This is a genomic window from Salmonella bongori NCTC 12419 (assembly GCF_000252995.1).
In the GTDB taxonomy this organism is placed as follows: Bacteria; Pseudomonadota; Gammaproteobacteria; order Enterobacterales; family Enterobacteriaceae; genus Salmonella; species Salmonella bongori.
Genome location: NC_015761.1, coordinates 3,116,970 through 3,132,789, shown reverse-complemented (window position 1 = coordinate 3,132,789; position 15,820 = coordinate 3,116,970). Strand labels below are relative to the sequence as shown.

12 protein-coding genes are annotated in these 15,820 nt (G+C 52.0%); 4 read left to right on the top strand and 8 right to left on the bottom strand.

Annotated features, from left to right (window positions below; genetic code table 11):
• Positions 1-83: 83 nt before the first annotated feature.
• From sstT to SBG_RS14775, 5 genes are all read right to left on the bottom strand, one after another.
• On the bottom strand, positions 84-1,328 hold the full coding sequence (gene sstT / locus SBG_RS14795) for a serine/threonine transporter SstT (protein ID WP_000235302.1): 1,245 nt from the start codon (positions 1,326-1,328) through the stop codon (positions 84-86).
• Positions 1,329-1,581: 253 nt separating this feature from the next.
• Positions 1,582-2,550, bottom strand: coding sequence for a TerC family protein (locus SBG_RS14790; RefSeq protein ID WP_001098831.1), 969 nt, complete (start codon positions 2,548-2,550; stop codon positions 1,582-1,584).
• A 269-nt stretch (positions 2,551-2,819) separates the two neighbouring features.
• A complete protein-coding gene (locus tag SBG_RS14785; RefSeq protein WP_024135122.1) occupies positions 2,820-3,818 on the bottom strand; it encodes a Gfo/Idh/MocA family protein in 999 nt (332 codons plus the stop codon).
• An 87-nt stretch (positions 3,819-3,905) separates the two neighbouring features.
• On the bottom strand, positions 3,906-4,598 hold the full coding sequence (locus SBG_RS14780) for a SanA/YdcF family protein (protein ID WP_000625353.1): 693 nt from the start codon (positions 4,596-4,598) through the stop codon (positions 3,906-3,908).
• 151 nt (positions 4,599-4,749) lie between these two features.
• Positions 4,750-5,247 (bottom strand): M48 metallopeptidase family protein, encoded by a 498-nt coding sequence (locus SBG_RS14775; protein ID WP_000202735.1) that lies wholly within the window; start codon positions 5,245-5,247, stop codon positions 4,750-4,752.
• An 85-nt stretch (positions 5,248-5,332) separates the two neighbouring features.
• Here SBG_RS14775 and rlmG point away from each other — a divergent pair, with 85 nt between their 5' ends.
• Complete coding sequence (gene rlmG, locus SBG_RS14770) at positions 5,333-6,469, top strand: 23S rRNA (guanine(1835)-N(2))-methyltransferase RlmG (protein WP_000019978.1); 1,137 nt, start codon at positions 5,333-5,335, stop codon at positions 6,467-6,469.
• A gap of 93 nt (positions 6,470-6,562) precedes the next feature.
• On the opposite strand, the gene SBG_RS14765 is transcribed toward rlmG, so the two are convergent.
• On the bottom strand, positions 6,563-8,581 hold the full coding sequence (locus SBG_RS14765; RefSeq protein ID WP_000122474.1) for an NADPH-dependent 2,4-dienoyl-CoA reductase: 2,019 nt from the start codon (positions 8,579-8,581) through the stop codon (positions 6,563-6,565).
• Positions 8,582-8,749: 168 nt separating this feature from the next.
• Entirely contained in the window at positions 8,750-10,129 is a 1,380-nt protein-coding gene (gene ygjG, locus SBG_RS14760; RefSeq protein ID WP_079775117.1) for a putrescine aminotransferase, read from the bottom strand.
• Between the two features lie 429 nt (positions 10,130-10,558).
• Here ygjG and SBG_RS14755 point away from each other — a divergent pair, with 429 nt between their 5' ends.
• Positions 10,559-12,079: a methyl-accepting chemotaxis protein gene (locus SBG_RS14755; RefSeq protein ID WP_000094659.1), complete on the top strand. Its 1,521-nt coding sequence runs from the start codon at positions 10,559-10,561 to the stop codon at positions 12,077-12,079.
• Between the two features lie 344 nt (positions 12,080-12,423).
• Entirely contained in the window at positions 12,424-13,989 is a 1,566-nt protein-coding gene (locus SBG_RS14750) for a methyl-accepting chemotaxis protein (RefSeq protein ID WP_000478452.1), read from the top strand.
• Here SBG_RS14750 and SBG_RS14745 read toward each other — a convergent pair.
• On the bottom strand, positions 13,986-14,633 hold the full coding sequence (locus SBG_RS14745; RefSeq protein ID WP_000983440.1) for a PadR family transcriptional regulator: 648 nt from the start codon (positions 14,631-14,633) through the stop codon (positions 13,986-13,988). The two genes, SBG_RS14750 and SBG_RS14745, sit on opposite strands and share 4 nt — an antisense overlap.
• Positions 14,634-14,862: 229 nt before the next feature.
• Between SBG_RS14745 and SBG_RS14740 the strand changes: the two genes are divergently transcribed.
• A complete protein-coding gene (locus tag SBG_RS14740; RefSeq protein WP_000213737.1) occupies positions 14,863-15,630 on the top strand; it encodes a siderophore-interacting protein in 768 nt (255 codons plus the stop codon).
• Positions 15,631-15,820: the final 190 nt, after the last annotated feature.

The following is a 15,820-nucleotide window of genomic DNA, read 5'->3' as shown; positions in this document are numbered from 1 at the left end:
CCAGATGGCGACGCAGGCCGGGCAAGCGAGGCGCCTCCGGCAGATCTGCAGGATAGCACGCGCTATCCTGCATCAATAATGACTTAGCTGCGCAGGGCATTATTCGCCAGGCGCTCGTCCTCAGCCTGACAGGCTGCTGCCGTGAACAGAACATCGGTAGACGAGTTCAGCGCCGTTTCGCACGAATCCTGCAGTACGCCGATAATAAAGCCGACCGCTACCACCTGCATTGCGATATCGTTCGGGATACCAAACATATTGCACGCCAGCGGAATCAGTAGCAATGAACCTCCTGCGACCCCGGAGGCGCCGCAAGCGCATAGCGACGCTACCACGCTCAGCAGCAGCGCGGTGAGGAGATCCACCGGTATGCCTAACGTATTCACCGCCGCTAATGTCAGCACCGTAATCGTAATTGCCGCGCCGGCCATATTGATAGTAGCGCCCAGCGGAATGGAAACGGAGTAGGTGTCTCTGTCCAGATTCAGTTTTTCGCACAGCGCCATATTGACCGGGATATTGGCGGCGGAGCTACGCGTAAAGAAGGCGTACACGCCGCTTTCACGCAGGCAGGCAAATACCAGCGGATAAGGGTTGCGACGAATTTTCCAGAAGACCAACAGCGGGTTGACCACCAGAGCAACCAGCAGCATACAGCCAATCAGGACGACCAGCAGTTGCGCATAGCCCCACAAAGTAGAGAAACCAGTCGTTGCAAGCGTTGACGAAACCAGACCAAAAATACCAATTGGTGCAAAACGGATCACCAGTTTCACCATAAAGGTTACGGCGTTGGACATATCGTTCACAAGATTCTTCGTGGTTTCATTGCCATGACGAAGCGCGAATCCCAGGCCGACTGCCCAGACCAGTATTCCGATATAATTGGCGTTCAGCAGCGCATCAATGGGGTTTGACACCATACTCATCAGCAGGCCACGCAGGACCTCAACAATACCAGACGGCGGCACAATATCCTGTGCGCTGCTGGACAGATGCAGTGTTGAAGGGAAGGCGAAGCTGAACACGACTGCCGCCAGCGCGGCTGAAAAAGTGCCTAACAGATAAAGGAAGAGAATCGGGCGGATATTGGTCTTTTGACCATGCTGGTGGTTGGCGATTGAGGCCATCACCAGCATCAGCACCAGAACAGGAGCAACCGCTTTTAAGGCGCCGACGAAAAGAGTGCCCAGCAAGCCAACCGCTTCCGCCGCAGGTCTGGAAATCCATGCCAGTAAAATCCCCAGTACCAGACCCACTAAAATTTGTTTAACCAGGCTGCCCTGCGCTAAACGCTGCAGTAGCCCTGATGCATGTTGCGTAGCCATTTCATGTTCCTTGTATTGTGTTGCTGCTCATCCACTGCACGCTCTAACGGCGCATCTTTCAGGATGTAACAAAGTGTTTGCCTGGTTGAGTATAAAGAAAGTTGAAGGTTCGGGAAGCGAAATATCCTGGATTTTTTGCTGTGATCATATTTTATAACTTTATATTAACAGGATTGTGACATGTTAAACAAAAACGCCCGGCAGATAGGCGCCGCCGGGCGTTAATAACAGAGCAGGTTACTGCGATAAGGGCTTATTGCGCACGCAGTTTCTTGTCGCGCTGATGGTTAACCCAGGCGTTAACCACCAGCGTAACGATCAGAATGCCGAATACGACGCTCAGTGAAATCGCGATAGGAATATGGTAGAAGTCGACAATCAGCATCTTAATGCCGATAAAGACCAGAATGACCGCCAGACCATATTTCAGCATCGAGAAGCGTTCCGCCACGCCGGACAGCAGAAAGTACATTGCACGCAGACCCAGGATAGCGAACAGGTTTGAAGTCAGCACGATGAACGGGTCGGTGGTGACCGCAAAGATCGCCGGAATACTGTCAACGGCGAAAATAACGTCGCTAAACTCAACCATAATCAGCACCAGCAACAGCGGTGTGGCATAAAGCAGGCCGTTTTTGCGTACAAAAAAGTGCTCGTTCTCGATCGTATCGGTCATGCGCAGATGACCGCGCAGCCAGCGTACCATTGGTTTTTCGCCAATACCGGATTCGTCTTCTTTCGCCAGCGCCATTTTTACGCCGGTAAACAGCAGGAAGGCACCGAACACGTACAGCAGCCATTCGAACTGGGCGATGAGCCAGGTACCGGCAAAAATCATAATCGTACGCAGAACAATCGCGCCAAGTACCCCATACACCAGCACCCGACGTTGCAGTGCCGGAGGGACGGAGAAATAGCTAAACAGCATCAGCCAGACAAAGACGTTATCCACGGCCAGCGACTTCTCAATCAGATAGCCGGTGAGGAATGCCAGTGCCTGCGGGTCAGCGACCGCGCGCCCTTGTGTTTCCGCCAGATACCACCAGAAAGCGGCGTTAAACAGGAGCGAGAGCGTTACCCACAGGATTGACCATCCCGCCGCCTGTTTCATCGACATGGCATGTGCGCCGCGGCGCCCCTGTAATAACAGGTCGATGGACAGCATTATCACCACAACAACCGCGAATCCACCCCATAATAACGGCGTACCGACAGTATTCATTATTTCTCCCCATGCAAAAAAAAACGGCTAACGCCGAATGACATTAGCCGCTGCTTTTATGCATAGACCTTGCCATTCGGCAAGGTCTCACTTACAACGATAAAGGAATACGCTGGCGTATTCCTTTATCGTTGCCCGGTGACCGGATGTGGTTTTTCACACATCGTAATGACGATCGACCGACAATGAAGTTACTCCCCTTTGCGCGTAACAAAGTATGACAGGCCATGCGGAGAGTCAATGGCCTGTAACATATGATTTACATAATTTTACGCAGAAAGGGAAGGCATAAAATCGTCCGCCGGGAAGATGACTCCGGTTTGGCGACGTATTTCTGTTAGCCATTTTGCTGTAGCGCGACTTAGCGACAATCCCGGGTGCTCCACGGCGTGATTTTCAATAAGATGGGCAAATGTCTCCGCCTCATACAGCATAGTATTAATATGCTGAGGCTGGGTCAGATCCTGTATCAGCGCGCCGCGCGGCGCAAAGCACACTTTCTGGCATTCCGACAGCTTTTCAATCACCAGCGACCCCGCCTCGCCCTGAATTTCGCTGGCCAGCACGGAGTCACTGACTTTGGAATGCTGTAGCGTGACGCTAAAATCACCGTAATCCATTATCACGACACCGTGCGCATCCACTCCGCTTTCCAGCAAATTTGCCGATGCCTGAACGCTGCGCGGCTCGCCCCACAGTGCTATTGCCGACGCCAGACAGTAATACCCGATATCCATAATCGAACCATTGGAGAAGGCCGGATTAAACGTATTCGGATTTTCACCGTTCAGATAGCGCTGATAACGTGAAGAGTACTGGCAGTAATTTAGTAATGCTTTATGCATTCTGCCGATTTTCGGCAACGATTCCCGCAACAGCAGGAAATTGGGCAGGCAGGCGGTTTTAAAGGCTTCAAACAGCACTCGCTGATTGGCGCGCGCGCAGGCGATAGCGGCATCAACCTCCGCCAGGTTAGAAGCCAGTGGTTTTTCGCATATGACATGTTTTTTATGCTGCAAAAAGCGCTGCGTCTGGGAGAAATGCAGGGAATTCGGGCTGGCAATATAAACCGCCTCTATCGCGTCGCTCTGTGCCATGGCTTCCAGCGAAGTAAACAAATGTTCGACGGGATAATCATTAGCAAAAGATTGTGCCTGTTCAAGACTGCGGGAATAAACGGCGGTAAGTCTGAACTTGCCCGTTTCGTGGGCAGCGTCGACAAACTGGCGAGTGATCCAGTTAGTACCAATTACAGCGAAACGTATCATAAACGTCAGCGGACTCCTGAAAGGGATTTTCGTCAATGTAGCACGCCTTTATGCGCTTGCCAGTGCGCTGTGACGCAATCTGTTATTTTACTGGCGAGAAGGGCACCCGTGTGCGTTATTGGCTCCGATAGTGACAGTAACGCCCAGATATTTAGGCTGACGGCGCAAAATTTTGGCGTCCAGCACTGCGCTGACCCGCGCCAGCTTTTCCCGAAGCCGGGTGTATGTCCCGTGCCTTTTGTTCAGATCCGGCGCGTTAACGCCGATCGCGTCAATGCCATATTGTTGCGCTAACCAGATCGCCCGCTGATTATGAAACGCTTGCGAAATAATTGTAATGCGGTTTTCACCAAATACCTTCCGGGCGCGAACCACGGAGTCCAGTGTGGAGAATCCGGCATAATCACAAAAAATGGCCGCTTCCGGTACACCTTTCGTTATTAGCGCCTGCTGCATTGCCGACGGTTCATCGTACTCTTTTTGGCCATTGTCTCCACTGACTAACAACCACTTTACTTTGCCAGCATGATATAACGCGGCGGCGGTATTTATTCGCCGGATAAAGTATCGATTGCCAGGTTTAGCGCCTAACACCAGACCAACTTCGCGGGCGGGAACGGCCTGAATCGCATTCCATGTCAGATGCTGTGAGGCGTTGACGATAAGCCGGTTGGCGTAGAAAAGCACGCCCCCCGCTGCTACAAGCAGAAAGCACATCCCTGTTAACGTCCGGCGTGTAAAACAGCGACGGCGGATCAAGCGGACACATTGTGAGATCATGGTTTTCGCCCGGTTCCGTTGGTGGTGGATAAGGAATACCCTCCACAGATCCTCATCCTTGACGTGACGGCAGGCAATGAGCGACATGTGAACGCGCCGATTTTATGCCCGCGTCATTAAAAAGATACGGGGAAAGGGGCATTTTCAGAATTTATTGCGCCGACAGCGCCTGGTGCGTTAGCCACAGGCGGGTATCAAACTCCAGCTGATGGTACTGCGGCTCCATATGGCAGCAGAGCTGATAAAAGGCTTTGTTATGCTCTTTTTCTTTCAGGTGCGCCAGTTCGTGAACCACGATCATTCGCAGAAACGGCTCCGGGGCGTTGCGAAACACGGTGGCGACGCGGATCTCCGCTTTTGCCTTGAGCTTGCCGCCCTGGACGCGTGAGACGGCGGTATGCAGCCCCAGCGCATTTTTCAGCACGTGAATTTTGCTGTCATACATCACTTTATTGATGGGGGGCGCGTTGCGCAAAAACTGATTTTTCAGCGCCTGCGTGTACTGATATAACGCTTTGTCAGTGGCGAAATCATGCGCGCCGGGATAGCGTTTTTCCAGCACCGCTCCCAGGCGCTGCCCGGCGATTAAGGTGCGCACCTGGGCAAGGAGGTGTTCCGGATACCCCTGCAGGTAAGGTAGTGAGGTCATCAAAGCTCCATGTTGCTGATAAAAAGTGTATACTCACGCACCCTTTTCAGGGATAACGCTGCAATTTTACCATTCAGGAGGCCCAATGAGCCACGTAGACGACGGTTTCCGTTCACTCACGCTGAAACGTTTTCCGGAAACGGATGATGTTAACCCGCTGCTGGCGTGGGAGGCGGCTGATGAATATCTGCTGCAACAGCTGGATGAGACGGAAATTTGCGGCCCGGTGCTGATCCTGAATGATACGTTTGGCGCGCTGAGCTGCGCGCTGGCGGAGCATTCGCCATACAGTATTGGGGACTCGTATTTAAGTGAGCTCGGTACGCGGGAGAATTTACGCCGCAACGATATTTCCGAGTCCAGCGTGACGTTTCTCGACAGTACGGCTGATTACCCCCAGTCGCCGGGCGTGGTATTGATTAAAGTGCCGAAAACGCTGGCGTTGCTGGAACAGCAGTTACGCGCTTTGCGTAACGTGGTGACAGCGCAAACACGTATTATCGCCGGCGCGAAAGCGCGTGATATTCATACTTCTACGCTGGAACTGTTTGAAAAGGTGCTGGGTCCGACCACGACGACGCTGGCATGGAAGAAAGCGCGACTGATTAACTGTACCTTCAGCGAACCGCCGCTGGCCGACGCGCCGCAAACGCTAAGCTGGAAACTGGATGAGACCGGCTGGACGATTCACAATCACGCTAATGTGTTTTCCCGTACCGGGTTAGATATCGGCGCGCGCTTCTTTATGCAGCATCTGCCGGAAAACCTCGACGGGGAGATTGTCGATCTCGGCTGCGGCAACGGGGTGATTGGCCTGAGCTTACTGGCGAAAAACCCGCAGGCAAACGTGGTATTTGTTGATGAATCGCCGATGGCGGTAGATTCCAGCCGTTTGAATGTAGAAACGAACCTGCCGGAGGCGTTCGATCGCTGTGAATTTATGATCAACAACGCACTCTCCGGCGTTGAACCTTTCCGCTTCAATGCGGTGTTCTGCAATCCGCCGTTTCACCAGAAGCACGCTCTGACCGATAATATCGCCTGGGAGATGTTCCACCATGCCCGCCGTTGCCTGAAAATCAACGGCGAACTGTATATTGTGGCGAATCGTCATCTGGATTATTTCCACAAACTGAAGAAGATTTTTGGTAACTGCGTGACAATAGCGACCAACAATAAGTTTGTGATTCTGAAGGCGGTAAAACTGGGACGCCGCCGTTAACCTGAAAGCGTTTGCCGCCGGATGACGGCACCCGCGCGTTTTATCCGGCCTGTCCGGCGGCCTGATAAGCGCTGCGCCATCAGGCAAAAGCCGTTAAATCTCCAGCGCCAGTCGGGTGCCCTGGGCAATCGCCCGCCGGGCATCCAGCTCCATCGCCACATCGCATCCGCCGATAAGATGGACCGTTTTGCCCGCGGCGCGTAACGGCTCCGCCAGCTCGCGTTGGGGTTCCTGGCCGGCGCAGATCACGACATGATCGACCTCCAGCAATTGCGGTTCACCGCCGATCGAAATATGTAATCCTTTGTCGTCGATCTTCTGGTAACTGACCGCCGGGATCATCTTCACTCCACGCGCCAGTAGCGTGGTACGATGGATCCAACCCGTTGTTTTACCTAAACCGTCTCCTGGTTTACTGGCTTTACGCTGGAGCATCACAATTTGGCGGGGGCTGCGTGCCAGACGCGGGCCTTCCGGACGCAGACCACCCGCCTGGCGCAGGCTGGTATCAATTCCCCATTCGGTACAAAATTCAGCAATGTTTTGGCTGGTAGATTCGCCGTGTTGGCTCAGATACATGGCCGTGTCAAAACCGATCCCGCCGCAGCCGATGATTGCCACCCGCTTACCGACAGGCGTTTTATCACGCAATACTTCCAGGTAGGTCAATACTTTTGAGTGATCGATACCGTCGATCGGCGGACGACGCGGTTCGATCCCGCAGGCGAGGATCACTTCGTCAAACGGCTGAAGATCCGCTGCATTCACCCGCTGGTTCAGTTTCAGCGTAACGCCAGTAACGTCGATCATTCGACGGTAGTAGCGCAGAGTTTCATAAAATTCTTCTTTGCCCGGGATCTGTCTGGCGACAGTAAACTGACCGCCAATTTCACTGTGGGCGTCAAATAATGTGACATGATGGCCGCGCGACGCGGCATTAATGGCGAAAGACAGCCCCGCCGGACCCGCGCCGACAACGGCCAGGTTTTTTTTGCGTATGACCGGCGTTATCGGCATCTGGGTTTCGTGACAGGCGCGCGGGTTAACCAGACAAGAGGTGATTTTGCCGATGAAGATCCTGTCCAGACAGGCCTGGTTACAGCCAATACAGGTGTTAATTTCATTTGCGCGCCCGGATTGCGCTTTAGTAAGAAATTCAGCGTCGGCGAGGAAGGGACGCGCCATCGATACCATATCGGCATCGCCACGCGCCAGGATCTCATTGGCGACCTGCGGATCGTTAATGCGATTTGTTGCAATGAGGGGGACCGACACATGACCTTTAAGTTTACGCGTCACCCAGCTAAAGGCGCCGCGCGGTACCGGCGTGGCGATGGTAGGGATTCGCGCTTCATGCCAGCCGATGCCAGTATTAATGATAGTTGCGCCTGCAGCTTCAATGGCTTGCGCCAGCTGGACCGTTTCGTCGAACGTGCCGCCATTTTCCACCAGATCGAGCATTGACAGGCGGTAGATAATAATAAAGTCGTTCCCTACCCGTTGGCGTACTGTGCGTACGACTTCAACAGCGAAACACATTCGCCGGGCATAATCGCCGCCCCATTCGTCATTGCGCTGGTTAGTTCGTCGCGTGAGAAATTCATTAATCAGATAGCCTTCTGACCCCATCACTTCTACACCGTCATAGCCTGCTTCCCGCGCCAGTTGCGCACAATGCGCGAAATCATCGATTAACCGCAAGATTTCATCATGCGTTAGTTCATGCGGCGTAAAGCGGTTGATCGGCGCCTGAATGGCTGAGGGGGCGACCAGATGCGGTTGATAGCTGTAACGTCCAGTGTGCAGAATTTGCAGCGCGATTTTTCCGCCTTCTGCATGTACGGCATTGGTTATAACGCGATGATGCGCTAACTGGCTGGCATCGTTCAGCATCGCGCCGCCGGTGGTGGTGACGCCGGAAGGGACAGGCGCAATTCCCCCTGAGACGATGAGCGCCACGCCGTGCCGCGCGCGTTCAGCATAAAATGCCGCCAGACGCTCTGCACCGTCAGGATGTTCTTCCAGGCCGGTGTGCATCGATCCCATCAGCACGCGGTTTCTGAGAGTGGTAAAGCCCAGATCCAGTGGGGCGAACAGCGACGAGTAGCTCATAAGCATATCCAGTATGTAAAATTATTGTTATGTGGTCGGATGAGTTACTACTGTAGCCGCCGCGGCGTAAAAGGGAAAAGGGGAATGTAGTGATTGTGATGGGATTCAAAAAAGAGACAGCGCCAGAGAAAAAACATGCCGGATGACGCAGCGCCATCCGGCATGTGTTTAAACTTCTTCCACGCTCACCTGCATTGCCGCCAGCGCGTTACGCGCTGATTTCAGGACCTGTTCGCACAGTTCAATGGTTAGCGTTAGCGGCGGTTCGATACGAATCGTTTTCGAGTTATTCAGCGTGCCGGCAACCAGTACGCGCTGACGGAACATCTCACTGGCAAAACGGTAGCCTGTTTCGTTATCTATGAACTCAATGGCCATTAACATGCCTTTTCCGCGTACATCCTGTACCAGAGTGGGATATTCACGCGCGAGTTGTCGAAAACCATCCAGTAATGTATCGCCTTTTTGCTCCGCCTGGGCCGGAAGGTTTTGTTCCAGCAGAACGTTGATGGTTGCCAGTGCGGCAGCGCAGGCCAACGGATTACCGCCAAAGGTGGTGGTATGCAGGAAGGGATTGTCGAACAGAACTGAAAACACCTCTTCAGTGGCGATGGTGGCGCCAATCGGCATGACGCCGCCACCCAGAGCTTTTGCCAGGCACAGAATATCAGGCTGCACATTTTCATGTTCACAGGCAAACATCTTGCCGGTTCGCCCCATTCCGGTTTGTACTTCATCCAGAATCATCAGAGCGCCGAATTCATCGCAGATCTTACGCACCGCGGTCAGATAGCCTTGCGGCGGCAGGATCACGCCGCCTTCACCCTGAATAGCTTCCAGAATGACGGCTGCTATTTCATCGCCCGTCTTTTTACCTTCATTAAATGCCGTATGCATAGCGTCGATATTGCCAAACGGTACATGGCGGAAGCCAGGCATCAAAGGCATAAACGGTTTACGGAAGGTCGATTTGGCCGTAGCGGAGAGCGCGCCCAATGATTTTCCGTGAAATGCGCCGCTGGTGGCGATAAACGTAAATTTGCCACGTGGTGACTGATACGCTTTTGCCAGTTTTAACGCCGCTTCGACGGATTCGGTGCCGCTGTTACAAAAAAAACTGTACTTGAGTCTGCCTGGCGCCAGCGCCGCCAGTGTTTTTGCCAGCATCGCCCGCAAGGGATCAAGCAACTCCTGACTGTGCAGGGGCTGTTTTGCGAGCTGATTCTGCACGGCGGATACCACAACAGGATTACGGTGCCCCACGTTAAAGATGCCAAACCCGCCAAGACAATCAATAAACTCCTGGCCCTGGGTGTCGACAAGCGTATTCAGACTGCCCGCTTGCCACTCTACGGCTCCGTAATCCCCGCCGGCGGTAACCGATTTTCGGTATTCCAGAAATCCCGGATTTACATGTTCTTTAAAGTAGTCAATCACCTCTCGGTTTAATGCTTTCATTTCGTCGTGAGTTAGCGTTCGCTTCTCAATGAGATTCAGGGCGTGGGCGCTACAGGCCAAAGCCGATGCGCTGGAAGGTAACCTGTTCAAAATAAGCTCCAGGAGGCCGCGTATCACATGATACTAAAGTAAGTATTGCAGGGATTAGGGGGCGCCAAAGGCCATAGCGAAAATCGGGATAAACACCAGGAACACTCACATTAATACAACATTTAATACCACCTGTTAACAAGTGGGTGTATTTTGAGCAGATCTTGTTTTACGGTTTACGGTTTGTTGCGTTAACGGCGCTGCTAAAAAAAAGTGAGCCAGGGCAAGTTTTAGAGAAAAAGATTGTCCCGGCTAAACAATTTCAGAATGAAAATAATTAGCCGGATGAAGTAAAAATCGTACAAATATTAATGATTAATTGCAAATTGCGATCCAGGTCAATTTTAACAACTAAAGATAAATAGATTAGCGCCGAAATAACATCTGATAGAAAAATTAACATCCAGATAACCTGCACAGGACGCTATCATGTCTTCTCATCCCTACGTCAGCCAGCGAAATACGCCGCTGGATGATGATACCACGCTGATGTCCACGACCGACCAGGAAAGCTATATCACGCACGCCAATGACACCTTTGTCCAGGTAAGCGGCTATACGTTAAACGAGTTGCTGGCGCAGCCACATAATCTGGTACGCCATCCGGATATGCCGAAAGCCGCTTTCGCAGACATGTGGTATACCCTAAAGCAGGGTGAACCGTGGAGTGGTATTGTGAAAAATCGCCGTAAAAACGGCGACCATTATTGGGTGCGGGCCAACGCGGTACCGATGGTGCGCGAAGGTCGGGTGACGGGGTATATGTCGATTCGTACCCGGGCCACGGATGACGAGATTGCCGCCGTCGAACCGTTATATAAGGCGCTGAATGAAGGGCGGTGTAACAAGCGTATTCATAAAGGGTTAGTCGTTCGGCGGGGCTGGTCAGGCAGGCTGCCCGCCATGTCTGTTCGCTGTCGGGTGCGCAGCGTCATGGGGCTCATGGCTGTGATATTGGCGGCGGCGCTCTTTTATACGGATGCCTCATGGCTGGCGTTGCTGATGAGCGCGTTGGTGATGCTGGCCGGAGCCGCAATATTTGAATGGCAAATTGTGCGCCCCATTGAAAATGTGGCGACACAGGCGCTAAAAGTCGCGACCGGTGAGCGCAACAGCGTGCAACATCTTAACCGTAGCGATGAACTGGGACTGACGCTAAGAGCGGTGGGACAGCTTGGATTAATGTGCCGCTGGCTGATCAATGATGTATCAAGTCAGGTCTCCAGCGTCAGAAACGGCAGCGAAACACTGGCGAAGGGGAATGATGACCTGAATAAGCATACCCGCCAGACCGTGGAAAATGTTCAGGAAACGGTGGCGACCATGAACCAGATGGCAGAATCCGTCAAACTCAATTCAGAGACGGCTTCCGCTGCGGACAAGCTCTCTATAGCGGCCAGTAGTGCCGCAACCCAGGGAGGCGAGGCGATGGATACAGTCATTAAAACGATGGACGATATCGCCAACAGTACGCAGCGTATTGGCACCATTACTACGCTGATTAACGACATCGCTTTTCAGACAAATATCCTGGCGCTGAATGCCGCGGTAGAAGCGGCGAGAGCGGGCGAGCAGGGGAAAGGGTTTGCAGTGGTTGCCGGCGAGGTTCGCCATCTCGCCAGCCGCAGTGCGAACGCAGCAAACGATATTCGCAAATTAATTGATGCCAGTGCAACAAAGGTGCAGTCAGGCTCCGAGCAGGTTCATGCCGCAGGCCGTACTATGGATGACATTGTGGCTCAGGTACAAAATGTCACGCAGCTTATTGCCCGTATTAGTCAGTCTACTTTGGAACAGACAGATGGACTTTCCAGCCTGACCCGCGCGGTGGATGAGCTGAATCGCATTACCCAGAAAAACGCGGAATTGGTGGAAGAGAGCGCGCAGGTATCGGCAATGGTAAAACATCGCGCCAGCCGGTTGGAGGATGCGGTCACGGTGCTGCATTAATACCGTTTAATTTTACGCTACCGCTGTAATGATGTCCGCCTGGCAGCAAGTTGCTTACCGGGCGGACACGTTCTGAGAGAGGAAATCTGCTGGCTGATAGGCGGCTTTCATCTACCTATTAATGGGTGTCTTATCCTGTAATTAATGAGTAATGATTAACCATTCAGTCTGTTTCTTTCATTATAAGTCACAATTTATACCACTATTAGCTCAATTTTTTTACGAACGATAAAATATAATTATTAATAATGCTTTGAAATAAAAAACGATCAATATCATAAAGTTAGTAACATTTCTGCCGATAAATCTTCCTGTATGAGGATATGCATTCCCAGGGAGAAAATATGTTTTTGCATAACATTAAAATACGTTCGAAATTATTTATTGCCTTTGGTTTATTCATTGTACTTATGGTGGTGAGTTCCGCTTTGTCTTTGTTCAGCCTCGATCGGGCTAATACGGGGATGCAGAACATTATTGCCAATGACTATCCCACCACGGTGAAAGCTAATCTGTTGATTGATAATTTTAATGATTTCATCATCGCGCAGCAGCTTATGTTACTGGATGAGGAAGGGCGCTGGAGCCAGAGCTCGCAGAAAGAACTGGATGAGATAAGCCAGCGTATTTCGGCGTTACTGGATGAGCTTTCCAGACATCGTCATGATGCGGCTTCGCAAAAAATCATTACTGAAATCCGTGAAGCGCGCCAACAGTACCTGGAATCGCGATTCCGCATTTTACGGGATATCCAAAGCCATAATCGTCAGGCGGCCATTCAGGAGATGATGACTAAAACGGTACAGGTACAAAAGATCTATAAAGATAAAGTCCAGGAACTTATCGCCGTTCAGGATGCGCAGATGCAACACGCAGGTGTACAGGTCGAAGGAGATTTTAAAACGAATCGGACACTGTTAATCACTTTAGCGCTGATAAGCATCGCCGCCGGAAGTGTTATGGGATGGTATATCGTGCGCTCCATTACCCAACCGCTTGATGAAGCAGTACGTTTTGCTGAAGCGATTGCCGATGGCGATCTGACCCGTCATATCACCACCAACGATAAAGATGAAACCGGTGTCCTGTTACAGGCATTAATGGCGATGAAGACGCGTCTTCTGGAGATTGTACAGGAAGTGCAAAACGGTTCGGAAAGTATCTCGACGGCGGCGGCGCAAATTGTTGCCGGCAACCAAGATTTGGCGGCCCGTACTGAAGAGCAGGCCAGCTCTGTTGAAGAAACGGCGGCATCGATGGAACAAATTACCGCCACCGTTAAAAATACGGCTGACCATACCAGCGAAGCGACAAAACTGTCTGCGGGTGCCGCCAGTGTGGTGAAAAACAACGGTGAGATGATGAATCAGGTGACGCAGAAAATGCGTGTCATTAACGATACGGCAAATCGTATGTCAGATATCATCAATATCATTGATTCCATTGCCTTCCAGACCAATATTCTGGCGCTGAACGCGGCGGTTGAGGCGGCGCGCGCGGGCGAGCATGGACGCGGTTTTGCCGTTGTCGCAGGGGAGGTTCGCCAGTTGGCGCAAAAGAGCGCTTCGTCGGCCAGCGAAATCCGTAATCTGATTGAAGATTCGACCAGCCAGACCCAGGAGGGGATGCAACTGGTGGAGAAAGCCAGCGATCTGATTAATGGTATGGTGGATAACGTCGAAGAGATGGATGTCATCTTGCGTGAAATTGGGCAAGCCAGCCGCGAGCAAACCGATGGTATTTCGCAGATTAACAGCGCGATTGGCCTGATTGACGCCGCCACGCAACAAAACTCTTGTCTGGTAGAAGAGTCTGTTGCCGCCGCGGCGTCGCTGAACGAACAGGCGCTACATTTAAAAGAGTTGGTTAATGTGTTCCGCGTCCGGGAAGAGGACGTTCAGCCAGCTTAATCCAGTTCGGTGATCTCCAGCGCCGCGCGATCAATCACGCCGATAATGCGTTTGATTTGCGCGTCGTTGATATCGCTGTGGTTTATCCGCAGATCCAGTACGGCCTTGAAGTTATCCAGCGCCCGCTTCATCTGCGGATTTTTACGTAACTCCATACCGACACAGCGTGCTTTTGTTCGCGCCTGAATATGCGCCAGATGTTCGCGATTTTCATCAAGCCATTGCGCGCCCCTCTCAGTAATCGCGATTTTCTTCCGCCCGCCTTCTTCGTCGCTAATAGTGATGAACTGCTGGTCCTGTAAAAAATCCAGCGTTGGGTAGATCACGCCAGCGCTTGGCGTATAGTTTCCCCCCGTCAGGTTTTCTATCGCTTTAATTAATTCATAGCCGTGGCTGGCGTCGCGGGTCAGGATATCAAGAATGACCAGCCGAAGTTCACCGTGGCCAAAAAAGCGCTGACGGCGGCCACCGCCCCGCCCATGGCGACCACAGCCGCGCCCGTGAAGGTGTTCGCTGTCGCAACTGGCACTCTCATGCTGATGTGCGTCATGGCAGTCTTCATGCTGATGTTCCCGACCTTTACAGCAGCCGTCATGTTTATGATCCCGGTTTTTGCAACACCCTTCATGTTGATTTTGCATCATTGCCTCCTGTTTGTTTAGATATATCTAATTTATATCTAAATAAGAAGTGTTAGCAAGGTTGATTTTTATTAATGAGATAATGTTATGATTTGTAATGGATTATTTTTGGTTGCGAGGAAAGTGCTCTACAACAAGGCTATCAAAAAAGAGTTGCATTTTCTCTTATTAACAATCATTATCATTTAAGAATTTGATTCCGATATATCGAATTACTTTGCGAAGGCAACAAATGACAACATCATCCCTACGTTACCCACAACGTGTTCGTAATGAACTGCGTTTTCGCGAGTTGACCGTCCTACGGGCAGAGCGTATTAGCGCGGCTTTTCAGCGTATCGTGCTTGGCGGCGATGCTCTGGACGGTTTTACGTCCCTGGGCTTTGACGATCATACGAAAGTCTTTTTCCCTGAGCCCGGCAGCCGCTTTACGCCTCCGGCAGTAACAGCGGAAGGCATTATCTGGGGGGACGGCGTTCGTCCGGCCTCCCGGGATTACACGCCGTTATATGATGAAGCGCGTCGTGAGCTGGCGCTGGATTTCTTCATTCATGCTGGCGGCATGGCCAGCCGCTGGGCTCTGGAGGCGTGTGAGGGCGATACACTGACCATTGGCGGGCCTCGCGGTTCACTGGTGGTGCCGGAAGACTATGCCTGTCAGGTGTATGTCTGCGATGAGTCTGGTATGCCTGCGCTGCGTCGTCGCCTGGAGGTGCTTAGCCGTCTGCCTGCGCGTCCCGACATAATGGCGCTGGTGAGCATTCAGAATGCGGCATATCAGGATTATCTTGCCCATTTGACTGACGTTGCTGTGGAATATGTTGTTGGCGGTGATGAACAGGCAATACAGACGCGCCTGTCGCAGATGGCCATACCCAATTCAGACTATTTCATCTGGATCACTGGCGAAGGAAAAATGGTGAAACGTTTAAGCCAGCGCTTTGAAAATGGGTTCGACCCACAACTGGTTCGTGCGGCAGCTTATTGGCATCGTAAATAGGGGGGAGAGGGTGTTAATCGCCTGGCCTCACACCTCAAAGATGGACGAAACTCTGTGATTTAATAAACATAGTGGTATCGGACACATCTTCGGTTGCCGGGGCCGTCAGGTTGGAACGCTTTCAGGCAGTGCTCGTGCTCGCCGTAACGTAAGGCGTGATACGTTGGTGCTGATGGAACATTGAGCGAGG